16 protein-coding genes, 1 tRNA gene and 1 riboswitch are annotated in these 23,273 nt (G+C 49.9%); of the genes, 5 read left to right on the forward strand and 12 right to left on the reverse strand.

Going from position 1 to position 23,273, the window contains the following annotated elements; translation table 11 throughout:
• Window positions 1-232: 232 nt before the first annotated feature.
• The 4 genes from A0W33_RS07910 to A0W33_RS07925 form a co-directional block, all read right to left on the reverse strand.
• Complete coding sequence (locus tag A0W33_RS07910; RefSeq protein ID WP_068837645.1) at window positions 233-793, reverse strand: helix-turn-helix domain-containing protein; 561 nt, start codon at window positions 791-793, stop codon at window positions 233-235.
• Window positions 794-1,877: 1,084 nt separating this feature from the next.
• Window positions 1,878-2,477, reverse strand: coding sequence for a phosphatase PAP2 family protein (locus A0W33_RS07915; protein WP_074937197.1), 600 nt, complete (start codon window positions 2,475-2,477; stop codon window positions 1,878-1,880).
• A 25-nt stretch (window positions 2,478-2,502) separates the two neighbouring features.
• Window positions 2,503-3,339: an HAEPLYID family protein gene (locus A0W33_RS07920; protein ID WP_068837647.1), complete on the reverse strand. Its 837-nt coding sequence runs from the start codon at window positions 3,337-3,339 to the stop codon at window positions 2,503-2,505.
• Window positions 3,340-3,455: 116 nt separating this feature from the next.
• Window positions 3,456-3,755, reverse strand: a complete 300-nt coding sequence (locus tag A0W33_RS07925) for a hypothetical protein (RefSeq protein WP_139237148.1) — start codon at window positions 3,753-3,755, stop codon at window positions 3,456-3,458.
• A gap of 765 nt (window positions 3,756-4,520) precedes the next feature.
• Here A0W33_RS07925 and A0W33_RS07930 point away from each other — a divergent pair.
• Window positions 4,521-4,805 (forward strand): hypothetical protein, encoded by a 285-nt coding sequence (locus A0W33_RS07930; protein ID WP_074937194.1) that lies wholly within the window; start codon window positions 4,521-4,523, stop codon window positions 4,803-4,805.
• Window positions 4,806-5,417: 612 nt separating this feature from the next.
• Here the strand turns inward: A0W33_RS07930 and A0W33_RS07935 are convergent.
• Both A0W33_RS07935 and A0W33_RS07940 read right to left on the reverse strand, forming a co-directional pair.
• Window positions 5,418-5,493: transfer RNA gene (locus A0W33_RS07935), tRNA-Met, on the reverse strand.
• Between the two features lie 83 nt (window positions 5,494-5,576).
• On the reverse strand, window positions 5,577-7,373 hold the full coding sequence (locus A0W33_RS07940) for a BamA/TamA family outer membrane protein (protein WP_229802096.1): 1,797 nt from the start codon (window positions 7,371-7,373) through the stop codon (window positions 5,577-5,579).
• Between the two features lie 277 nt (window positions 7,374-7,650).
• Here A0W33_RS07940 and hemW point away from each other — a divergent pair, with 277 nt between their 5' ends.
• Window positions 7,651-8,796, forward strand: coding sequence for a radical SAM family heme chaperone HemW (gene hemW / locus A0W33_RS07945; RefSeq protein WP_068837650.1), 1,146 nt, complete (start codon window positions 7,651-7,653; stop codon window positions 8,794-8,796).
• Between the two features lie 161 nt (window positions 8,797-8,957).
• Here the strand turns inward: hemW and lhgO are convergent, their stop codons facing one another.
• The 5 genes from lhgO to rplU all read right to left on the reverse strand — a co-directional run bounded on the left by lhgO (window position 8,958) and on the right by rplU (window position 16,919).
• Window positions 8,958-10,178: an L-2-hydroxyglutarate oxidase gene (lhgO, locus tag A0W33_RS07950; RefSeq protein WP_068837651.1), complete on the reverse strand. Its 1,221-nt coding sequence runs from the start codon at window positions 10,176-10,178 to the stop codon at window positions 8,958-8,960.
• Between the two features lie 177 nt (window positions 10,179-10,355).
• Window positions 10,356-11,312 carry a methylenetetrahydrofolate reductase [NAD(P)H] gene (gene metF / locus A0W33_RS07955; protein ID WP_068837652.1) on the reverse strand — a complete coding sequence of 319 codons (957 nt, stop codon included), beginning with the start codon at window positions 11,310-11,312 and terminating at the stop codon, window positions 10,356-10,358.
• Window positions 11,313-11,533: 221 nt separating this feature from the next.
• On the reverse strand, window positions 11,534-15,256 hold the full coding sequence (gene metH, locus A0W33_RS07960) for a methionine synthase (RefSeq protein ID WP_068837653.1): 3,723 nt from the start codon (window positions 15,254-15,256) through the stop codon (window positions 11,534-11,536).
• 72 nt (window positions 15,257-15,328) lie between these two features.
• Window positions 15,329-15,437, reverse strand: a riboswitch (SAM riboswitch).
• A gap of 838 nt (window positions 15,438-16,275) precedes the next feature.
• A complete protein-coding gene (gene rpmA / locus A0W33_RS07965; RefSeq protein ID WP_068837654.1) occupies window positions 16,276-16,545 on the reverse strand; it encodes a 50S ribosomal protein L27 in 270 nt (89 codons plus the stop codon).
• Between the two features lie 65 nt (window positions 16,546-16,610).
• A complete protein-coding gene (gene rplU, locus A0W33_RS07970; protein WP_068837655.1) occupies window positions 16,611-16,919 on the reverse strand; it encodes a 50S ribosomal protein L21 in 309 nt (102 codons plus the stop codon).
• A 604-nt stretch (window positions 16,920-17,523) separates the two neighbouring features.
• Between rplU and A0W33_RS07975 the strand changes: the two genes are divergently transcribed.
• From A0W33_RS07975 to A0W33_RS07985, 3 genes are all read left to right on the forward strand, one after another.
• Window positions 17,524-18,495: a ribonucleoside-diphosphate reductase small subunit gene (locus A0W33_RS07975; protein ID WP_068837656.1), complete on the forward strand. Its 972-nt coding sequence runs from the start codon at window positions 17,524-17,526 to the stop codon at window positions 18,493-18,495.
• Between the two features lie 355 nt (window positions 18,496-18,850).
• Window positions 18,851-21,235, forward strand: a complete 2,385-nt coding sequence (locus A0W33_RS07980; protein WP_068837657.1) for a ribonucleoside-diphosphate reductase subunit alpha — start codon at window positions 18,851-18,853, stop codon at window positions 21,233-21,235.
• 188 nt (window positions 21,236-21,423) lie between these two features.
• Window positions 21,424-22,242: a hypothetical protein gene (locus A0W33_RS07985; protein WP_068837658.1), complete on the forward strand. Its 819-nt coding sequence runs from the start codon at window positions 21,424-21,426 to the stop codon at window positions 22,240-22,242.
• A gap of 11 nt (window positions 22,243-22,253) precedes the next feature.
• Here the strand turns inward: A0W33_RS07985 and A0W33_RS07990 are convergent, their stop codons facing one another.
• Window positions 22,254-22,967, reverse strand: coding sequence for a hypothetical protein (locus A0W33_RS07990; protein WP_139237147.1), 714 nt, complete (start codon window positions 22,965-22,967; stop codon window positions 22,254-22,256).
• Between the last annotated feature and the right edge of the window lie 306 nt (window positions 22,968-23,273).

Here is a 23,273-nt window from a genome sequence, read left to right on the forward strand (position 1 = left end):
GGAAAGGAGAAGCTGCATTAACGCTGAACATCCTTCTTGATGCTTTGCTTGCATGCTGTTGTTGATGTTCCTGGTAATGCGGGTGCTTTGAGATTCAATAGCAATCAGTGTGGCTTTAGTATCCGTTACTGGCGGAAGATATGCCTGTAGTGGCACACCTGTTTTGATGTTACAAAGGTGCGACGGTTGGGAAGAAGATTTATTACATAGAGAAAGATATATGTTACATAAATCACATGTTTTCCAGATTGGCCATACGCTTTTGCTTTAGCTGCTTGTAAAAGGAAGGGGAAAGTCCTGTGACTTTCTTGAACTGGTTCGATAAGTGGGCCACACTGCTGTAGTGCAGCCTGTGGGCAATCTCTGTAAGATTGAGCTCTTTGTACAGCAGCAACTCTTTTACTCTTTCAATTTTATGGAAGATGATGAACTGCTGAATGGTGATGCCTTTTACCTCGGAGAAGATGTTGGCCAGATACGTATAGTCGTGGCCTAGCTTCCTGCTGATAAAGTCTGAATAATTTGCTTTAGGAAACTCATCAGAGTAATGGATCATCTCTATGATGACGTTCTTTATCTTCTCTATCAGGATGCTCTTCTTGTCATCGAGCAACTCCAGGCCGGAAAGAAGAAGATTTTCTTTCAGGAGTGAGCGCTGTTCTGGTGTTATGTCTTCGAGTACCTCAACAGTGCCTAAGTCAACTACCACATACTGCAGGCCTAGTTTGCTCAGCTCTTCCTTCACCATCATCTTGCAGCGCAAGCTCACCATATATTTTATGTACAGTATCATAATATTCCTTTATGTCTCCTATTGCTGCATTTGCTCAACTACAGCGTAGGCTTCTCTCCGGAAGACTGCACTTTACCAAGCCGGTGCATCCGTAAATATACAGACTAGTCTTACAACATCAGGGTATATTTTATGCGCTGCGCTGCTGTTACTATAACTCCTGAGCTGGACCTGTACAGCAACCTGTTTAAGGAGAAGGCATTTTGCATGAGCCAGGCAAGCCACTGAAGAAGACCATTATAATTAGTGTTGACAACACCTGATACATGTGGCGGCACCGGAGTAGTGAAACAGAAGGGGCTAAGGAATAGTTAGAAGCAACGCCTATTCAGAATCCTTAGAAACCTTCAGTGTGGCCTCATTAGCCACAGCAGGCTCCTTACCAGCTTGTACTGGAAAATCAAAAGAAACAGGTCGGGCAAACCATGTTCTGCAACATGATCAGGTAGTTAATGGACTAAAAAAACAGGCATTTAACTAGCCTGTTTGGTCTATTGTCAACAAACTCTGGCCTGAAAACAAAAAAGCCTGACTCACTCCTGAATCAGGCTTTTATTTGAGATAGACCAAGGCTTTCAAATTTCGAATATGATCTAACTGCCACCGTTGACTTTTACCGCACTCAAAAAATGGTATATATGTAGGAAGAGGGGGCTACGGTTTAGTTATCGTAGCCCCTTCTTTTCCTGATTTTGTCTTGCCTGATTAGCTACACAAAGTTTGGCAAAATGCTGACATGGTTGCGCAGACGAAGCCAAAAGTTCAAGGCACTTATCGTCTCGTCAGTAATCCTGCATCTGCAGCACACCGTACGCTGGCCTTTCCAGGTAGCGCTCATACTTAAGACCGGGGCATCATCTCAAAAGTTCTCCTCACTTTCTTTGAGAGTCGCCTTTAGAGTTCCTTTGGCCTTGAAGCCCTCGCTGATTTTTCTTCTTTTCCCTCTCATTGTTCCACCAATGCAACGGTTACACTTCAATAGAAATAGCGGTCTCTATATACTGTACCGATAGGCGTGCCAGCCCTGTCTTTTTTACAATCAGGATGCTATCCTGACAAAGTATGGCTGCCTAATAAAAAGGCCTCAGAGGCTGTTGCGGTTCCACCTATAGGTAAAAACTGCTTGTCCGGCAAAAGCGCAGAGCGTGCCAATAATCACAGCACCCAGAACATCACTTGGATAGTGAACACCTAAGGCAAGCCGGGAATAGGCAACTGAGACTGCCCATAAACATACAAGAAAACGAAGCCTCTTGTCCTTGAACATAAAGCAAAGCGTGGCAGCCACTACAAAGGCGCAGGCGGTGTGCCCTGAAGGGAATGACGGACTCCCTGCCGAAGCCAGCTGCTCCACAGAAGCCACTGCGGTATATGGCCTGGGCCGGTTGATGGAATATTTTACAATACCTACCAGCAAGGCATTCAACGCCAGGGCCAGGATAAGCTGAAAGGCCTTGTGCTTAAGAACTTTTTGCTGCCGAAACTCCCCGTAGAGGTATAACAGAACCGGAATAAGAAGGCATAAGGCGTACGTGGTAACCGTTATGAATAGGACAATCGTATCCATTTCCACTACCCGGCTGCTTTGAACCCTCTGTAGTATTTCCGTATCGATTGACATGTAAGTATAGTTTTCACTTATATTGTAGAAAACCATAATTGCCAAGCTTAAAAGAATCTGCATTATGTGAGAGCTTGTCGTGTACATTTTATTTGCGGTGTAGCGGCTCATATATAAGCCTCACAAAAGAGCTCAAGCGCTCTTCTCCTCTTACTAGCGGTATACCCGGAACCACACCGATCATCAGGCCTTCATTTATGGTGATCCGCATCTGCGGCCTGGCCACCATGTGGAAATCTCCGTTTGAGAACTCTTTGTTCACCTCCAAGCCTATGAAGTTGCGTGTGTTTGGGATCATGTAGTGCACACTACTGTTTAGCTCGTAGCCCGTTTCTGTACCTGACTTGTGGAACGGAAAGTGCACCCGGGGGCCTGTATACACCAGCGAGTGCATGTTGCTGCCCCAGCGCTTGGCCATAACCAGAAAGGGGTTGAACAGAAAGCCCTCCACCATGTTGTCCTTGCTTATCCTGTTGAGGTCAGCCAACTCGAACTCGGTAATGGTACCCAGCGCCATAGAGGTCTGGTGTCTGGCTGACACGAGGAAGGTATACTGGGCGGCAAGTTTCACCGACTCAATGCGGTCGGCGGGCCGGTTTTGTTCAGGTTTAGGGTCACGGCTGTTGGACGTGTACAGGGAGACCGGCACTTCTATCTCCAGACCCAGTCTGTTGATGGGCGCCCACTCGTACTCTACCAAAAACTCATAGCGGTCGTAGCCCATATTGTCAGTCAGGCCAGCCCCAATATTCCATTCTTTTTCCCCTTTATGGGCCCCAAGATCACGAATCAGGTCGATGTAAAGCGGTTCTGCGTGCGTCAGTTTAAGCGGTTTGGATTCGGCTGTGTCAGCCAAGTGCACTTCTTGTGCTACTGCCCTGAGAGAAAACAATAGCAGTATAACGATGAAAATATTACGTAACATGGAAATGGTTTAAAACGGTTTTTTGAAAAGGGAATGGCGTACAAACCCGGTGCGCATGGCGCAGCGGCAAATGCAGCATTAGCGTTTGCAGGAAAGCAGACACTGTGAATCCGAAATTAAACCTGGGCTTTGGGTGGAGGGGGACAGATGTCGTACACCAGATTCAGGTATCCGTTGCGGTAATCCTGAAAGGTGGTGGGTTCGCGTAAAGCAAACACCTGGCTGTTGAAACTGAAAGCAGCGGGCATTACAGCAAGTATACCTGCCGCAGCTTTTGTCTCGTCTATATCATTGGCCTCATCAGGTAAGGCTCCTTGCTCATCCAGCAAGAGGGTCAGCACTATTTCAGAAAACGACTCAACTTCATTGTGCTCATCGCTTATGCCCAAATCATCGGGCAGGCGAAAGTCTTCCATGTTCACACTATAATTCAGCAAGTGAATCATCAGAACGAAAGCAATACTCCTGAACCAGGCAATATGTCTTCTAATTAAGCGCAAGAAGTTTCAGGATAGGTATGAGTGCAGCTATAGTTTGGGTTACTTGCCTAGTAACGCCCCTACAGGCGATTTGTTATAAAAAGCTTTTAGAGTTTTTGGCAGATGCATCTAAGGCATATTAATCACGCCTACCCAAGAATTGGGTTTAACACGCAACTCTTGGGCAAGCAGATTTCCAACGGTGGTAGATTTCTGCCTAGTAAGTTAAGTTGCGATCAATATGTAACACAAGGAGCTTCCTCTATAACTCTATCTTGTGTTCAAAGTGGAGCTACTTTAAACACAGTCGAAGCCGCAGTTGTTGGTGTTGCCGTCTGCTGCCCAGGATTACTCCCGGTTTTCTATTGTCCCGGAAAAGGAGGATTTGATGAGACAAATGAGGCCGCTCTGGCTAGGGTGTCACTGATTGGGACATGCATAAAGCGCGCGTGGCGTAGCCGAGGTAGCGTGCCTTAAGACAAGTTAAACTTAAAGCCCCGCATTTGTGTTGACTTCTAAAACAACAGGCTCTCAAAGCCGAGAAGATCTGTTACTTTCAAGGAATGGCTTAGCGAAAGGCGCAGCCACCACAGACAAACCCGGCAGCCTCTTTTCCCCGGGTTTTATTTTTCACCGTTTCTTCAAGGCAGGCCCGTAATGTGGCTACAACAGTTTGCTTTGGATTGACTTTCAGTCAAGACAATGGCAATACAATCACCCATGCCTGCTCGGCAACAAGCCAGCGTGCATGACATGCACAGAGACGCTACCGGCGCCACAGAAGAAATGAAGCGGTACTTCAAGGTTCAGCTTCACCCTTGCGGCAAATCTTCCAGAATTTGGATAGCCATCAAGGCGAAAAGTATAGGCGAAGCCTTTGTGATAGCGGACAATAGGACCTTGGACACCTCTTTCATTATCTGCGACGGCTCTATCATTGAGATCACGCAGCGGGAGTACTACGGCCTGATCAGCAGAACCGTGTAGGAGAGTCACCGTTAACAAGCTCCTTCTCCCAGGAAATCCCGATTTTAGAATATACTTTTAGGAACGGCCTCAGTGCCGTACGCTGCTCTTGCGCTTTTCACCCGTTTCTAGGGTTTTATGAAAAAGCAAGGTGGAGTAATAAACAATTAGAGGTTTGGTGTAGTGGCCATTTAAATGCATACCCTTCTTAGCGTTAGCTTGAAGAGGATTCTTGTATTTGACCCCTGAGAATGGCAACGATACCCGACTGCCGCTAAAGAGTAGCCTGAAATGCGCCTCCTGCGGAACGAACAGGACAGGTTATGAGGTGAAGATAAAAGCTTCCTTTAATATAAGTGCAACAAAGTTGGTTGTAGGGTTAATAAGAATGTAGAGCAGCTTCATCATGCATAAAACCCACTGCTTAGCAGCTTTGCTGTTGATGAGCGCCTGATCGCACCTTAAAGCAACAGCTCTGTGCTACGTTTGAAAGCCTAAATGAGCAAAAGGCAGAAGAGGCCAAGCAGCTGAAAGGTATTCAGAATAAGCTGGACACGATGGAGGAAAGCTTTGGGATGGAAGACGGGACTAAAAACAAAAGACCGATTAGCGTTTCTGCTAATCGGTCCGATTTGGTAGCGGGGACAAGACTCGAACTTGCGACCTTTGGGTTATGAGCCCAACGAGCTACCAACTGCTCCACCCCGCACTGTTATTATGATGCAAAAGTATACTAAAGATGTTTACCATGCAAGTATCTATACCCAAAAAGGCTAAAAAAGTTAGGGTATGCTAAAATTTACTTGTTATCCCAAAATGAATCTTCGAATATTTAAACGACAGCGGCTGCTGCTCTGATTTCCCCAGTGAGTATACCAGTTGAAAGATGCCGGCGCCCGTGCTGAAACTGATGCCGGCGCCCACCCCAAACGGATAATCTGTTTGCCGGACGGCCTCCAGTTTGCTTCTGTAGTAGCCTTGGTCGTAGAACAGCAGCACGTAGGAGTCGGCGGCGGTAAAGAGGCGGTACTCCAGGGTGCCCACACCATAGCTGGAAGCGTAGAAAAAGAAATCGTCGAAGCCGCGGAGAGAGGAGAGGCCGCCCAGGCGGTACATGTCGTTCAGGAAAATGCGGTCGCTGAGCAGGGCCTCGCCCCTCAGGCGCGTGAGCAGGGCACTGCTTTTGCCCAGGCGCATAAAATTCTCCAGCCGCAGCCCCACACTTAGCTGCGATGTTTTCAGATCCAGCGTATCGTAGAAACTCTTTTCCAGGTCGGCGTTGCGCAACAGCTTTTTAGTGCCGGCGGCAAACTGCATCTCCACCAAGCGGCCGCGTCTCGGAAAGTAGAAATCATCCAGGTTGTTCCAAAGGTAGTTAAGGCCATAGGTGGTTGTCTGGGCGTCAGCTAAGTCAAGTTGCTGCAGGCGCTGCGGGTTTGCCTCTGCCAGAATGCGGGAGTTGCGCCACTCGGTAAACACGCTGAACTTGCCATACTTCAAGGTATAATAACCGAGCTGCAGGCGCGGCTGTACGGTGATAAAAGTGGTATCCTGCTTGAGTAAGTTGAACTTGACGCCGGCTTCAAAAGGGCTCCCGAACAGGTTGGGGTGCAGGTACTCGCCGTTAAGTATCACAGAGCCTGCGCTCACACGGCGCCACTGCAGCCCCAGTTGCTTGCCGGAGCCCGCAATGTTGCGGATGTTCAGGTTAGCCTCACCAGTAATGAGCAGCTTGTCCTGCCGGTTGGGGTCGGGCAGAAAACCCACAACACCATCAATCTGATTCGCCTGCCGGTCTTCCAGAAAATAGTATACCTTAGCTTTGTCGCGGGCAAAGCGCACCTGCGCCGGGCGGGTAACTTTGATGTAGGGCAAAGCTGTGAGCATGCGCTGGGAGGCATCCACCTGGTCCTGATTATACAGCTGGCCGGGCAGCAACTGCAGGTAGCGCATCAGGAACTTGGGCTGCGTTTTAGAGTTGCCCACAATCTCCAGCGTGTCGTACGTCACCACAAAGGCCTTATCCACCATCAGCGTAGCTTCTACCTTGTTGCCGGTTATACTTACAGAATCAAGCCAGACGGAGGCGAAGGGATAGCCGCTGCGCTCGGCATAGTTCAGGATACGCTGCTGCAGCTTTACATACTCGGCAGGCTTGAAGGGTGTATTCCGGTAAAACTTGTCCCGGAAGCCGGATTCCACAAGTATACCTTCGCTCAGGTTGCCGTTGCGCAGCTGCGCCCATACAAAGGGCTGGCCCACATGAAGTTTCACGTGAAGCGTATCGCCGCGCAAGTATAAGCTGTCGGCGGAGGCCAGTAAATAAGTATCCTGCTGCAGGCGATAGACCAGCGCCTGCACTTCTTTCAGGGCCTCAGCAGAGTCGGGGAGGGAGGTTCGGAAATTATACTGCTTCAGCACCTGCTTGCCGGCGGCATTAAGCGGCTTTACCGACAACTGCACCTTTGCGCGCTCCTGCGGTTTCACCAGCTGCACCTTAGGTGGCGGAGGAGGCGATGTGGCCGTTTGCGCATGCACCTGGTCCATCCCCCACATCAGGCTCAATAAGAAGACGGCTATTTTGTACATTTGCGCTGGAGAATTTGAAATTGTGCTGGTGTGCTTATTTGTTGGCGTATTACTATGTTAGCTTGGTTTGGTAATGCGGATATCTCATCAATAAAGGCTACCTATACTTTAATGGAGTAACAATAGCGCCTGGCAACTCTGCTGTGCAGCAAAGACACTTTTCAGCGGCAATTCAGCATTTGTTGAACAATTAAGCAATTTTAGGCATTATCTCAACAGCACATTGTTGAATTAACACATCAGCATTCTTACAAATTAGCACATTATACCTTATACTTTGTCCGGAATATACGTACACGTCCCGTTTTGCAAGCAAGCCTGCCACTACTGCGACTTCCATTTCAGCACCTCCATGGCGCTGAAAACGGACCTGGTGCAGGCCATGGTGCGCGAACTGGAGCTACGCCAGGATTACCTACAGGGGCAGGAGGTGGGCACCATCTACTTCGGCGGCGGCACCCCCTCGCTGCTTAGCCAGCAGGAACTTCAACTGCTTCTGGCAACAATCAGGCGGATCTATAAAGTTTCGGAAGAGGTGGAGATCACGCTGGAGGCCAACCCCGACGACCTCTCGCCGGGTAAGCTGCAGGAGCTGCGGGCCGCTGGCGTGAACCGTTTAAGTATAGGCCTGCAGTCGTTCCATGAGCCGCACCTGCGCCTGATGAACCGCGCCCATACCGCCACTGAAAGTATAAACAGCGTGAAGGATGCCCAGGCAGCGGGTTTCGACAACATTACGGTAGACCTGATTTACGGTATTCCGGCTCCGGATCACGCTATCTGGCAGCAGGACCTGGGTACGCTTTTCTCGCTGGGAGTGCAGCACGTTTCCTGCTACGCCCTCACCATCGAGCCCGACACCGCACTGGGCCGCTGGAGCAAGAAGGGCAAGTTCAGACCTGCCGAGGATGAGTATACGGCCGAGCAATTTGAAATCCTGCTGCAGCAGATGCAGCAGCACGGTTTCGTGCAGTACGAGATATCAAATTTCTGCCAGCCCGGTTACGAGTCGAGGCACAACAGCAATTACTGGCGTGGTGTGCATTATTTGGGCATCGGCCCTAGTGCCCACTCTTTCAACGGCCACTCCAGGCAGCACAACATCGCCCACAATAAAAAGTATATTGACGGATTGCAGCAGCAGGGTCTGGCACCATTCGAACGGGAGGAACTCACCCTTGCCGACCAGGCCAATGACTACCTCCTCACCACGCTCCGCACCATTTGGGGCAGCGACCTCGAAAAACTAAAGCAGGAGTATACGTATGATGTAGCCGCCACCCATCCTGCCTACCTGCAGGAACTGGAGCAAAAAGGTCTGGCACACGTAATCGACAACGTGCTCTACCTGACAGACAAAGGCAAGCTGCTGGCCGACCAGATTACGATGGACCTGCTGCTGGAGGAAACAGAAAAGGCGTAGCGCCAGCTCTTAACTAACACTACGCCTGAATACATTTCTCTCGTTAAACACCTGCTTCCCGCTATAAAACTGCTATTGCCTCAGAAGGATTTTGTGACTTGAAATATAAGTATGGCCACCCCTTTAGCGAAAAACGAGTAACAATCAACGAAAAACAAAAATTACACCGCCGCCGGCTCTCCGTTCAACTGGCCTACAATAAACTTCCCGATAGCCAGGGAGGACGTTGCCGCTGGCGAAGGAGCGTTGCGCACGTGTATAATGTTCCGGCTCTTCAGGATGTCGAAATCGTCAATCAGCTTTCCGCTCCTGTCGCAGGCCTGGGCTCTTACGCCGGCACCACCCGGCACCAAATCGCTTTCCTGCACCTCGGGCACCAGCTTTTGCAGCGCTTTGGTAAACGCCGCTTTTGATAAAGATCGGTACATTTCGCCTAAACCCGTTTGCCCATACTTGGCTGCAATCTTCCAGAACCCCGGCCAGCTAAAGGTTTCCTGCGTATCCTTCAGGTTGAAGTCCTGGAACTTGTAGCCTTCGCGCTTGAAGGCCAGCACCGCGTTTGGACCAGCCTCCACGCCACCACGAATCATGCGGGTAAAGTGCACGCCCAGAAATGGGAAACTTGGGTCCGGCACCGGATAAATCAGCGTTTTCACCAGGTACTCCTTCTCCTTGCTCAGCTTGTAGTACTCTCCCCGGAACGGTATTATGCGCAGGTCGTTTTCCTTCTCAGTCATGTTAGCCACGCGGTCAGAGAAAAGGCCAGCGCAGCTCACCATTTTGTCTGCCGCGTACATGCGCTTGTCCGTCTCTACCAGCGTGGTTTTGTTCTGGGTGTGGATGTTCACCAGCTTCTCACCGAACGCCACCTCGCCGCCATACTTGTTCTGGTACAGGTCCAGCAGTTTAGCAGCCATCTTCGGATAATCGATGATGCCGGTTTGTGGCACGTGAATACCTTTTATGCCCGTGCAGTGCGGCTCTATCTCTTGTATCTCGTCCAGCGAGGACAACTTACGGAGGTTTGTTAAGCCGTTGCGAATTCCCCTGTCGTAGATGTCATCAAGCTTGGTAACCTCGGTGGGGGTGGTGGCCACAATGATTTTGCCGCAAAGCTCGTAGGGTATGGCATGCTCCTCGGCAAAGTCTATGAGCGAGTTATAGCCTGCAATACAGTTTTTCGCTTTCAGGCTGCCTGGTGCGTAGTAGATGCCGCTGTGCATCACGCCGCTGTTATTACCCGACTGGTGTTTGGCTACGTCTGTTTCTTTTTCAATGATGAGGACCTTGGCGTCCGGATTCTTTTGCTTGAGGTGATAGGCAACGGAGAGGCCAACTAAACCTGCTCCGATTACAATGGTATCGTATTTCTTAACCGACATACTGCTTTGAAATCTTTAACATCTGGAACGTGTATGTTCCGTTGCCGCAGAAGTATAAAAACCTCTGCTACGGCGGAACATACCCGTATACGATGTGCGAAACATCAAAGCCAAGATATATAAAGATATTTGTGCGGATAATGGAAGATCAAGTGCAGACAGCTCCTGACTCCACCGCTAAAACAGCTGCTCGGCCACTTTCCGCACTGAGCCGGACCGGCCCATGGAATAGTAATGCAGGCATGGCACGCCAAAGTCCATTAGCTCCTTCGACTGCTTTATCGCCCATTCTACACCTACCTGGGCAGCGCCCTTGTTATCGGTGCAAGCTTCCACCGCATCCGCCAGGTCACAGGGAATATCAATGTGGAACAGGCTTGGCAGCAGCGACAGTTGCGTCTTCGTGGTTAGTGGCTTCAACCCCGGAATGATCGGCACCTCTATTCCCTCTTCCCGGCACAGCTTCACAAAATCGAAGTACTTCTGGTTATCGAAGAACATCTGCGTCACGATGTAGTCTGCTCCCAGTTCAATCTTGCGTTTCAGCCAGCGCAGGTCCGACCGTAGGTTTGGGGCCTCAAAATGCTTTTCCGGATAGCCCGCCACGCCGATGCAGAAATCTGTGCCGTTGGTGTTCGCCTGCTCATCATCCAGGTAAATGCCGTTGTTCATGCCTACCACCTGCTCAATCAGTTCCGAGGCATAATGATGACCTCCCTGCTCCGGCACGAAACGGGCCTCGCTTTTCACGCAGTCGCCGCGCAGCACCAGCACGTTGTCTATACCCAGGAAGTGCAGGTCGATGAGGGCGTTCTCAGTTTCCTCCCTGTTAAAGCCCCCGCAAATCAGGTGCGGCACTGTATCTACTTTATAATAGTTCTGAAGGGCGGCGCAAATGCCAACGGTGCCCGGGCGCTTACGGGTAGAGCGCTTTTCCAGCAACCCGTTTTCCCGCTGCTTGTAAATGTACTCCTCGCGGTGGTAAGTTACATCGATAAAAGGCGGGTTAAACTCCATCAGCGGGTCGATGTGGCTGTAGAGTGTTTGCAGGTTCTCGCCTTTCAGCGGAGGCAGTATTTCGAATGTGAACAGCGTTTTACCGTTCGCATTTTTGAAGTGGTCCGTTACTTTCAATGTATGTTAATGGTTAAGATGCTTAGTTATGTTGATTGAGTTCGCAGGTCCAACCACCCCTAACTCCTCCTTAGGAGGGGAACTTGTTCTGCTCCCGCAAGTGCAGAAGCATTGTATTTACGGCTTGCCCCCCTTCAACCAAGATCATTTCAGGATGACAGCAGATAGGGTAATGAAAAGCTCCCTCTCCTGTTTTTAGGAGAGGGTTGAGGTGAGGTCAACTACTCCGCCGCCTCTACTTGCTGCGCCACGGGCTTCGGCTCGTAGTTCAGATTTGGCGAGAGCCAGCGCTCCAGTTCTTCCTGTGGCATACCTTTTCGCTGCGCCAGGTCTGCTACCTGATCTTCGCCAATCTTGCCCAGTCCAAAGTACTTCGACTCCGGGTGCGAGAAGTATAAACCACTCACCGAAGAAGCCGGATACATCGCCAGATTTTCAGTAAGTATAATGCCAGTTTGCTCTTCGGCTTTCAGCAGGTTAAAGAGCGTGATCTTTTCGGTATGATCGGGGCAGCCAGGATAGCCCGGAGCCGGACGAATGCCTTTATACTGTTCTTTAATCAGGTCTTCGTTGCTCAGCTGCTCCTCCGGTGCATAACCCCACAATTCCCGGCGCACCTTCAGGTGCATCAGTTCAGCAAACGCTTCGGCCAGTCTATCGGCCAGCGCTTTCACCATAATGGAGCGGTAGTCGTCGTGATCAGCCTCATACTTCTCTATCAGTTTTTCAATTCCAAAACCTGCCGACACGGCAAAGCCGCCAATATAATCAGCTACACCTGTTTCTTTCGGCGCGATAAAATCAGAGAAAGCCATGTTGGCTACCCCCTGTCCTTTCTTGCCCTGCTGCCGCAACGTATGGAACTCTGTCAGCTCTTTTTCACGTGAATCATCGGCGTATACTTCTATCGTATCATTGGCCTCCACGTTGGCAGGGTAGAAGCCTACCACGGCACGTGCCTCCAGCAACTGATTATCCACGATCTCCTGCAGCATTTCCTGCGCCTCCGTGAAGAGTTTGCGTGCCTCAACTCCCAATTCTGCATCATCCAGAATTTTTGGGTATTGCCGCTTCAGCTCCCAGGTATGGAAGAAAGGCGTCCAGTCGATGAACGGCACGATCTCGGAAAGCGGGTAGTTGTTGAACACCTTGGTGCCGATGAAGCTCGGCTTGGTTGGCTTTGCTGTAGTCCAGTCTACTTTATACTTGTTGGCGCGCGCCTCTTCTATACTTGCAAAAGCACGGTCTTTGGTGCGGTTGTAATGGTCTTCGCGCAGCTTTTCATATTCTGCCCTGATCTCTGAAATGTAGTTCTCCCGGTCGCTGCTCAGCAGGCTGCTCACGACGGTTACACTGCGGGAGGCATCGTGCACGTGCACCACCGGCCCGCTATACTGCGGCGCTATTTTCACAGCGGTATGCACACGCGAGGTAGTGGCACCACCGATCATCAGTGGAATTTTCATGCCACGGCGCTCCATTTCCTGCGCCACGTACACCATCTCGTCCAGCGAAGGTGTGATCAAACCGCTCAGACCGATGATATCCACCTGCTGCGCTTCGGCTTCGGCCAAGATCTTATCCAGCGACACCATCACGCCCAGATCGATCACCTCATAGTTGTTACAGGCCAGCACCACGCCCACAATGTTTTTGCCGATGTCGTGCACATCGCCTTTTACGGTAGCCATCAGGATCGTACCGGCCGTAGACTTCGACGTATCGGATGCCAGCTTCTCCTTCTCCATAAACGGCAGCAGGTAAGCTACCGATTTCTTCATCACGCGGGCGCTCTTCACTACCTGCGGCAAAAACATTTTGCCGGCACCGAACAAATCACCCACCACCGACATTCCAGCCATCAACGGACCTTCAATCACGTCCAGCGTTTTGGTGGCTTTCTGGCGGGCTTCTTCGGTGTCTTCCTCCACAAACTCCACCACACCGCGCACCAGCGCATGCTTCAGGCGCTCTTCCACCGGGGCATCGCGCCAGGCATTGTCTGCCCCGGTCGCAGTCTTGCCTTTGCCTTTTACGGTATCGGCATAGGTCACCAGCTTTTCTGTAGCATCCGGGTGGCGGTTAAAGATCACGTCTTCGATCAGGTCGCGCAGCTCCGGCTGAATTTCGCTGTACACGCCCATCATACCCGCATTCACGATGCCCATGTCCATACCTGCCTGCACGGCATAGTATAAAAAAACGGTGTGCATGGCCTCCCGCACCAGGTCATTGCCCCGGAACGAGAACGACAGGTTACTTACGCCACCGCTTACCAGCGCATGCGGCAGGTTTGCTTTAATCCACTTTACCGTCTCGATATAATCCACGGCATAGTTGTTATGCTCTTCTATACCTGTGGCAATGGCAAGTATGTTCGGATCAAAGATGATGTCCTGCGGCGGGAAACCTACTTCATCCACCAAGATGCGGTAAGACTTTTCACATATCTCGATTCTGCGGTCGAAGGTATCGGCCTGGCCCTGCTCATCGAAGGCCATCACAACAACAGCTGCACCGTACTGGCGCACCTTGCGGGCGAGCTTTTTGAAGGCTTCTTCTCCTTCTTTTAAACTGATGGAGTTAACGATGCTTTTGCCCTGCACACACTTTAATCCAGCCTCAATCACGCTCCATTTAGAGGAGTCGATCATGATTGGCAGCTTAGAGATGTCGGGTTCAGAGGCGATCAGGTTGAGGAAATTGGCCATGGCCTGCTCTGAATCGAGCATGCCCTCATCCATGTTCACGTCTATGATCTGGGCGCCGCCTTCTACCTGCTGCTGCGCCACCGACAAAGCTTCCTCAAATTTTTCCTCTACAATCAGACGGGCGAATTTTTTGGAGCCGGTTACGTTGGTGCGTTCGCCTACGTTCACGAAAAGGCTTTCCGGGTAAATTGTGAGGGGCTCCAGGCCGCTGTAGCGTGGAAGGGGAGCAACTGGTGTAGGAACGTGTGGTTTATACTTCTGCACCAGGTCAGAGATAACCTTTACGTGCATTGGTGTGGTGCCACAACAACCACCGAGTATGTTCACCAGCCCTTCCTTGAGGTACTCTTCCACAATTTCGCCCATTTGCTGCGCCGTTTCATCATAGCCACCAAAGGCATTCGGTAAACCGGCATTTGGGTAAGCACTGATGTAGGTATCGGAAATGCGTGAAAGCTCCTGGATGTGCGTCTTCAGCTGGCGAGCACCGAGAGCACAGTTAAAGCCGATGCTAAGGATGGGCGCATGCGAGATGGAATTCCAGAAAGCCTCCACCGTCTGCCCAGACAAAGTACGGCCGCTGGCATCCGTAATCGTACCTGACACCATGATCGGGAGTTCTTTGCCGCCGTCCTGCACATACTGCGCAATGGCAAAAAGCGCCGCTTTACAGTTCAGCGTATCGAATACCGTTTCCACCAACAGTAGGTCACAGCCACCGTCTACTAAGCCACGCACCTGCTCATAGTACGCCTCTACCAGCTGGTCAAATGTGATGGCGCGATAGCCGGGGTTGTTCACGTCCGGGGAGAGCGAAGCGGTGCGGTTCGTGGGGCCGATAGCACCGGCGACAAAGCGCGGCTTGCGCGGTACTTTCGCCTCTATCTCATCTGCCGCTTCACGTGCCAGTCTTGCTGATTCATAATTCAGCTCATACACGATGTGCTCCAGGTGATAATCGGCCATGGCGATGCTGGTACCGCTAAAGGTGTTGGTCTCGATGATATCGGCACCAGCCTCCAGGTACTCGGCATGTATGGCTTTGATTACGTCCGGGCGGGTGATGGACAGCAAGTCGTTGTTGCCTTTCAGGTCGCCGGAGTGATCTTTGAAGCGTTCGCCGCGGAAGTCAGCTTCCTGCAGTTGGTAACGCTGAATCATGGTGCCCATGGCGCCGTCCAGCACAAGAACGCGCTCTTGCAGCAGCTTATGAATCGGATGTGAATTGGTCATGTGTGGTGTCTTTCTTCTCGTAAATCATCTACGCAGCTTATCAAGAAAAACACCCGGCTTTAGGCGGGAGCAGTCTTATCTTCCCTGGCAGCAGTTGCTCCAGGAGGGAGGTAGCACCAAGCTTTCAACATGGTTGCTAAGACGTCACAGGGCCCTGTCCCTCAGTCTTTCTTGATAAGAATGTTACAAAGTAACGGTATATCCGTGGGAAAAGGAAATTAGTTGCGTGTAAATGTGAAGAAACAGAGGGGACAGTTGGTTCTGGCATGGCTCCATTGGCCCAACCACCCCTAACCCCTCCTTGTTTAAGGAGGGGAATTTACCTCACCCCAGCCCTCTCCTAAAAACAGGGGGGGAGTGCTGCTATACTGTAATCAAACCACCCCCAGCCCCTCCTTGTGCAAGGAGGGGGGGCTGCGACTGCTGTTGTTGAAGTATAAGCGCTATGTTTTTAGCTTAGTCGCTCTTCCACCAAGATCCTTTCAGGATGACAAATACGGGGTTGGGAAAAGTAGATCAGAGAAAGACCGGTAAAGCGTCAGCAAAAGTATGAACATCCCCCTACCCCCTTCAAAGGGGGACTTAGCCTTTGTTATTTAGCTACTGCTTTTACTAGCTGAACCGATTCCAGTCCTTGGGTTGAGCGCCTTGTGCATGTTGCGGTGCCCGCTAGGGCAGCCCGCAGCGGAGCGAATAGAGGGCCCCTACCCCCGGAGCAGCTTCAGGCACACAGCGCGATGCCCGAGGACGGGGCCTCGCGGCCGTGAGCGTTCCAAAGCCGAATGTGAAACAGTAGGTATCTGGGAGCTGGAGGATAAACCGTAGCTAGAACGGATAGCTTGGTTGAAGTTGCAGTAAGCAGCAGCTATGCAAGTATAAGTTGCGCAAAGCCATGGCAGTTAAAAGCACAAGCGGACGCTCGCGCCAGGGAAGCTTTACTTATCACAACCAAACAAGTATAAAACAAGAAGAGGGATACCTTTCGGCATCCCTCTTCTTTTGTAAAACTACGCTAAAGACTAAGCTTCAGCAGTTGGGGCAGGAATTACAGAAACGTAAGAACGGTTCTTCTTTCCTTTTCTGAACTGAACAACACCATCTGTCAAAGCAAACAAGGTATGGTCTTTACCGATACCTACGTTTACACTTGGGTGGTGTGCAGTACCTCTTTGTCTTACAATGATGTTACCAGCGATGATCGCCTGGCCACCGTAAATCTTAACGCCCAGTCGTTTAGAATGCGACTCGCGGCCGTTGTTCGAACTACCAGCTCCTTTTTTGTGTGCCATTTTTTTAACTATTTAACTCAGGGCTAGCCCTGAAAGGATTCAACGATAAAATTTCTTCTTACTGCCTAACCAATGTTCTCGATAAGAACTTTCGTATAGTCTTGACGATGACCTCTCGACTTTCTATACCCTTTTCTTCTCTTCTTCTTGAAGATGTGAACCTTGTCAGCTCGAACGTTCCCTAAGATCTTGCCTGTTACCTTGATACCAGCCACGAAAGGAGCGCCAACGGTAATGTTACCGTTATCGTCTGTAAGAAGAACATTGGCGAACTCAACGGCGTCACCTTCATTGCCGGAAAGCTTGTTGGCGTAGATGAACTTACCGCTCTCTACCTTGGTCTGTTGACCTGCGATTTCTACAATTGCGTACATCAGCTTCAATGTATATTTAAAAGTTTAGTCCGCAAAAGTACGGGAAGTATTTTAGAATTGCAACGCCTTGTTGCACAAATTGTTCCCGACCTACACAATCACTACACAGGCATGTGGATAACAGTGTTGATATCCACGCTAACTTTTTTAGCATTTGCTAAAATATTGCACAACATGTTAAGCACCAGTAATTTGCACTCAATTTTAGCCGCTACACTTTTCCACAATATTTATACCACACTTCGCATCCCCAGGAAATCTCACTTCCTTTCCCAGCCTTGCCTTGTCCACAGCAGCGCCGCCAGCTAAAATTCATTTTCAACATTTAAGAGCTAGTTAATAGATAAATAGGTATATTGTTAGCCTTAAATATTAGGAATACTGAATGTTGATAACGTTGTGCATTACTGCTAAAATCGGCCCGCACGGCACAATCAGGGGATGTGCATAAATTGAACAACTTTCGCCCCAAAAATCAAGTTCATTTCTATATATTTGAAGTCATGATTTACTCTGGCAGCTACCCGGGCCTGCGCCAGAACATTTATCCAGATAGGTAGTTTTTGTGAAGATATAGAGCCTGAAATCCTTTAAATAAAAAAGTATGAGTGATATGGAGCCAATACTGAAAGAGAATCCAAACCGTTTTGTCTTGTTCCCAATACAGAATGACGCGGTGTGGCAGATGTATAAGCAGGCGGAAGCCAGCTTCTGGACGGCAGAGGAGATAGACCTTAGCCAGGACCTGAAAGACTGGGAAAACCTGAACGACGGCGAGCGCCACTTCATCAGCCACGTGCTTGCCTTTTTCGCTGCCTCTGATGGCATTGTGAACGAGAACCTTGCCGTGAACTTCATGAACGAGGTGCAGATACCGGAGGCACGCTGCTTCTACGGCTTCCAGATCATGATGGAGAACATCCACTCCGAAACATACTCTTTGCTGATTGACACTTATGTAAAGAAGCAAAGTGAAAAAGACCACCTGTTCAATGCGCTGGAGACCGTGCCGGCCGTAGGCAAAAAAGGCGAGTGGGCACTTAAATGGATAGAGAGCGAGAACTTTGCTGAGCGTCTGATCGCGTTTGCGGCAGTGGAGGGAATTTTCTTCTCCGGCTCTTTCTGCTCTATTTTCTGGATGAAGAAGCGTGGCCTGATGCCTGGCCTGACCTTCTCGAACGAGCTGATTAGCCGTGACGAAGGCCTGCACTGCGATTTTGCCTGTCTGCTTTACTCCATGCTTAACAACAAGCTTCCTGAGGACCGCGTGCAGCAAATCATTCGTGATGCAGTAAGTATAGAGCAGGAGTTCGTAACTGACGCCTTGCCAGTGGACCTGATCGGTATGAATGCGAAACTGATGAGCCAGTATATTGAGTTTGTGGCAGACCGCCTGCTGGTGGCGCTGGGCTGCAAGAAGATCTACAACTCAACCAACCCATTCGACTTTATGGAGATGATCTCGCTGCAGGGCAAGACCAACTTCTTCGAGAAGCGCGTGGGCGAGTACCAGAAAGCCGGCGTACTGGGCGGCGAAAAAGATATGAAGGTGTTCAGCCTGGACGAAGATTTTTAGTAACCAAGTATACCTGGTGTGTTTGAGCGGCGAAGGCTCCTCTTTTCCCCTTCAAACACACCACCACTTACCAACCGCATCGGGCGGCACAGGCGCCACAGAGGCGACCGCAACCGCAGCCCGGGCAAGTATAGCCGGCATTACCGCCGGTAAAAGGGGGAATTCTCACGCTCCTATATAGTAAAAGCATTTGGCTTTACCTGTAAACTTTTGTATTCCAACGGCTTATATGCGCACCCGCGTATGGGCTAAAAGTATGCATACCCGAAGAACAACCACCTGCTGCATAGGCACAGGTTTACCTATATTTTAATTTACGAACCCGAGGCTTTCCACCTCGCTAAATGTATACGCTATGTTAGTAGTTAAACGAGACGGCAGACGCGAATCCGTCAAATTCGACAAGATTACCGCACGCATCGAGAAGCTGTGCTATGGTTTGCACATGGATTACGTGTCGCCGATTGAGGTGGCCAAGAAGGTGATCGACGGTATTTACGATGGCGTGACCACCGTAGAACTGGACAACCTGGCAGCGGAAACAGCGGCATCGCTAACTACCAAGCACCCGGATTACGCGGTTCTGGCAGCGCGCGTGGCTATCTCGAACCTGCACAAGGTGACGAGCAAGTCGTTCTCCAACACCATGAAGCGCCTCTATACCTACGAAGACCCGAAGACTGGCGAGAATGCCTCACTGATCGCGAAGGATGTGTACGAGGTAATCCGCAAGAACGCGGCCCTGCTCGACTCCACCATCATTTACGACCGCGACTACAACTACGATTACTTCGGTTACAAAACGCTGGAGCGCTCTTACCTGCTTCGCCTGGACGGCAAGATTGTGGAGCGCCCTCAGCACATGCTGATGCGCGTGGCCGTGGGTATCCATAAAGAAGATATCGACTCGGCTATCGAGACATACAACCTGATGTCGGAGAAGTGGTTTACGCACGCTACGCCAACCTTATTTAACGCCGGCACACCGAAGCCACAGCTGTCTTCGTGCTTCCTGCTGACGATGAAGGACGACAGCATCCCGGGCATTTACGATACGCTGAAGCAATGCGCGCAGATTTCGCAGAGCGCCGGCGGTATCGGCCTGAGCATTCACAACGTGCGCGCCACAGGCTCATACATCAAAGGCACCAACGGCACCTCCAACGGTATCATCCCGATGCTGAAAGTATTTAACGACACCGCTCGCTACGTAGATCAGGGTGGTGGCAAGCGCAAAGGCGCCTTCGCTATTTACCTGGAGCCATGGCATGCCGATATCTTCGACTTCCTGGATCTGAAAAAGAACCATGGCAAGGAAGAAAACCGCGCCCGCGACCTGTTCTATGCCCTCTGGACACCGGATTTGTTTATGAAGCGCGTGGAAGAGAACGGCGACTGGAGCCTATTCTGTCCGCACGAAGCACCGGGCCTGGCCGATTGCTGGGGTAAGGACTTTGAGCGCCTCTACGAAAAGTATGAGCGCGAAGGCCGTGCACGCAAAACGGTGAAGGCACAGGAGCTTTGGTTTGCCGTGCTGGAGTCGCAGGTGGAGACGGGTACGCCTTATATGCTGTACAAAGACCACGCGAACCGCAAGAGCAACCAGCAGAACCTGGGCACCATCAAGAGCTCGAACCTGTGCACCGAGATTATGGAGTACACCAGCGCCGACGAGATTGCTGTTTGTAACCTGGCCTCGCTGGCACTGCCGCGCTTCGTGAAAGAAGACAACGACGGCAACAAGACCTTCGACCACCAGAAGCTGTTTGATGTAACGTACCATGCCACCGTTAACCTGAACAAGGTAATCGACATCAACTACTACCCGGTACAGGAGGCACAGAACTCTAACCTGCGCCACCGCCCAATTGGTTTAGGTGTGCAGGGCCTGGCAGATACATTCATTCACCTGCGCATGCCGTTTGAGAGCGACGAGGCCAAGGGCTTGAACAAGGATATTTTTGAGACAGTATACTTTGCCGCCATGACGGCCTCTAAGGACCTGGCTAAAAAGCAGGGTGCCTACGAGAGCTTTAAAGGTTCTCCGTTGTCAGAAGGCAAGTTCCAGTTCGACCTGTGGAACGTTTCGCCGGATAGCGGCCGCTGGGACTGGGAAAGCCTGCGCGAAGAAGTGAAGACACACGGTGTGCGCAACTCGCTGCTGGTAGCGCCAATGCCAACTGCCTCTACGGCGCAGATCCTGGGCAACAACGAATCGTTTGAGCCTTATACTTCTAACATTTACCTGCGCCGCGTACTGTCTGGTGAGTTTATGGTGGTGAACAAGCACCTGCTGAAGGACCTGATTGCCCTGGGCATCTGGAACGACCGCATGAAGCAGGACATCATCGCTGCCAACGGTTCTGTTCAGGATATCCCGAACATCCCGCAGCACATCAAAGACCTGTACAAAACAGTATGGGAGATCAGCCAGCGTACCATTATTGACATGAGTGCCGACCGTGGTGCGTTTATCTGCCAGAGCCAGTCGCTGAACCTGCACGTGATGAACGTGAACTTCGGCAAGCTGACCTCGATGCACTTCCACGCGTGGAAGCGCGGCCTGAAAACAGGTATGTACTACCTGCGCACCAAGTCTGCCGTGGATGCCATCAAGTTTACGGTGGAGAAACAAGCCGCCGAGACACTGTCGCCGGTCTACAACAACCAGGACCAGAACCGCAACGACATGAGTTGCTCCCTGGATAACCCAGACGCTTGCGAAGCTTGCGGATCGTAACTAACTGAAGAAGGAGGGCTAACTGCCCTCCTTTCTTTTTTCCTACCAAGTATAACTACTTCCTACATAACTGCTGGCTCCCAACCAGCGGATGGAAGAATAGTATCATCCCATCTCTGATTAGACTTTGCTGCTTTATCTAAAATGGCAAAGCAAACTCCTTTCAATCTAAAATTAAGCCCCAAGAAATGATTTTCGATTCTACTCGATCTAAAGAAAGAAGAGCAGGACTTAGAGAAGCCAGCTATATATTAGACAGTAAGAGTGATGTATTTGCCATACATTACTCCTGTGAGTCCTTTAACAAGTATAAGAGTACCACACCCAGAGTCACATCTGTATCCATCTATAATTTAATTACAGGAGAGCAAAGGTGTTTCAGTATTCACCTTGAAGCCCAGATAAGGAGCTTTGACTGCGACAAGTTATCTTCTGTAGAACTGGATGCATCAGAAAGATCACTATTACAGAAGTTCTTTAAATTTGTCAAAGCTCATCAAGGCTGTTTATGGGTTCACTGGAATATGAAGAACTCAAAGTATGGCTTTGACGCACTCAGTTTTAGGTACAAATTTTTAATGCAAAGATCAGCACCCAATGTAAAAATGCAGTATCGGTATGATCTATATGTGCTGCTAAAAAAGCTATATGGGCCAAACTTTGAAACCAACGAGTATGAGAGCAAGCTGCTTGCTTTAACCCAGCGAAACTGTTTAGCTATAAGAGGAATGATGATTGGAATCCAAGAAGCTGATGCGTTTGACAGAAAGGAGTTTCAGGCTGTTATGGAATCGAGCCAAGGAAAATCCGAGGCTATTGGACTGATAGTGAAAGCAGCTGGAGAAAAAACTTTAAAAGTCAATGCATCACTAAGAGATATTTATGGGATAAGCCCCCTTGGGCTTATTCTTTATGTAGCAGATAACTTCGTCAGAATATCTAAATTATGGAAGATAACGATTGGTGTAGTAGGAGTAATATTTTCAATGTGGAAGTTCATTTATTAATAGTTATTTAATCAGTCGAAGACCTCGCGGAGTCCGAAGGTCCCGCGAGCGTCTGGGCCACGGAGCAACGGCCTATCCTCCTCCAGACGCTCGCAGGAGCTGTTATTGCTTTTTTTTTGATTATACTCCACAATAGCGCCAAAATAGTCTCCATTATTTAAAGCCTCATTGCCACCTTCTTGATCATTAACTAATTCCAGAACATTTGTAGGGTTGAAGGGCAAGCGTTCTCCATCTCCTTTTTGGATAAACAACAGTGATTCAGCACCTGTAGTGTTCGGCAGTTTACTATATCCGTTGATGCTTCCTTCTATTGTCTTGAAAAGCCAATGATCTCCAAAAGGCTCCCCCGCCACCTCAAATTCATCCCACAGTCGAGTAACCGATTTGGTGTCTTCAGGATATACAGTTACTTTCTCGTTAAGAAGTTTGTAGCTAAAGTAGTCTTTGCTTTTAGCTGAAAGTACACGTGTTTCTACAACATCCTCAGAGCCATCTTTAAAAAGAATTTTATACTTCCCTTTAACAGGCATTTTCTTAGTAGTGGTACGCAATGCTCCATAGTAGAACATGTGATTCAAGCTCGTGGACTGCATAACACGAACGTTATGTTGGCTTAGAGCAGCACTAACTTGTGCACCAGGAGAGAAAGACTGAGCCTGAGCCGCATTGTTGAGACAGAACAGGATTAGCCCTATTGAAAAGGAAGAAGCAATTCGTTTCATGAATGAGAAAAGTGAGGGTAATGAATGTTCGGGAAAGATAAAGACAACTCCTCATGAAGCAAAGACCGCTATAAGATATAGTGATTCAAAGGGCAACAAATTCCAATTACCTCGCAGCGTGCGCAGCTCCTGCGAGCGTCTGGAGAGGTGATGAGCTGTTGCTCCGTGGCCCAGACGCTCGCGGGACCTTCGGACACCGCGAGGTCTTCCGGCATCTAACTTAAAGTAGAAATAAAATACTGTTAACTTATTTACAGCTACCGGCAGCGCCTGCATTGCGTATAAGAGTGTTCTAATTTATATTCA

The organism is Pontibacter akesuensis, from assembly GCF_001611675.1.
GTDB classification, from domain to species: Bacteria; Bacteroidota; Bacteroidia; order Cytophagales; family Hymenobacteraceae; genus Pontibacter; species Pontibacter akesuensis.

What these genes read in the sequence shown, in the direction of transcription:
- A0W33_RS07910 (WP_068837645.1), bottom strand. Translation starts at nt 793, where the DNA reads ATGATACTGTACATAAAATATATGGTGAGCTTGCGCTGCAAGATGATG.
- A0W33_RS07915 (WP_074937197.1), bottom strand. Translation starts at nt 2,477, where the DNA reads ATGCAGATTCTTTTAAGCTTGGCAATTATGGTTTTCTACAATATAAGT.
- A0W33_RS07920 (WP_068837647.1), bottom strand. Translation starts at nt 3,339, where the DNA reads ATGTTACGTAATATTTTCATCGTTATACTGCTATTGTTTTCTCTCAGG.
- A0W33_RS07925 (WP_139237148.1), bottom strand. Translation starts at nt 3,755, where the DNA reads ATGGAAGACTTTCGCCTGCCCGATGATTTGGGCATAAGCGATGAGCAC.
- A0W33_RS07930 (WP_074937194.1), top strand. Translation starts at nt 4,521, where the DNA reads ATGGCAATACAATCACCCATGCCTGCTCGGCAACAAGCCAGCGTGCAT.
- A0W33_RS07940 (WP_229802096.1), bottom strand. Translation starts at nt 7,373, where the DNA reads ATGTACAAAATAGCCGTCTTCTTATTGAGCCTGATGTGGGGGATGGAC.
- lhgO (WP_068837651.1), bottom strand. Translation starts at nt 10,178, where the DNA reads ATGTCGGTTAAGAAATACGATACCATTGTAATCGGAGCAGGTTTAGTT.
- metH (WP_068837653.1), bottom strand. Translation starts at nt 15,256, where the DNA reads ATGACCAATTCACATCCGATTCATAAGCTGCTGCAAGAGCGCGTTCTT.
- rpmA (WP_068837654.1), bottom strand. Translation starts at nt 16,545, where the DNA reads ATGGCACACAAAAAAGGAGCTGGTAGTTCGAACAACGGCCGCGAGTCG.
- rplU (WP_068837655.1), bottom strand. Translation starts at nt 16,919, where the DNA reads ATGTACGCAATTGTAGAAATCGCAGGTCAACAGACCAAGGTAGAGAGC.
- A0W33_RS07975 (WP_068837656.1), top strand. Translation starts at nt 17,524, where the DNA reads ATGAGTGATATGGAGCCAATACTGAAAGAGAATCCAAACCGTTTTGTC.
- A0W33_RS07980 (WP_068837657.1), top strand. Translation starts at nt 18,851, where the DNA reads ATGTTAGTAGTTAAACGAGACGGCAGACGCGAATCCGTCAAATTCGAC.
- A0W33_RS07985 (WP_068837658.1), top strand. Translation starts at nt 21,424, where the DNA reads ATGATTTTCGATTCTACTCGATCTAAAGAAAGAAGAGCAGGACTTAGA.
- A0W33_RS07990 (WP_139237147.1), bottom strand. Translation starts at nt 22,967, where the DNA reads ATGAAACGAATTGCTTCTTCCTTTTCAATAGGGCTAATCCTGTTCTGT.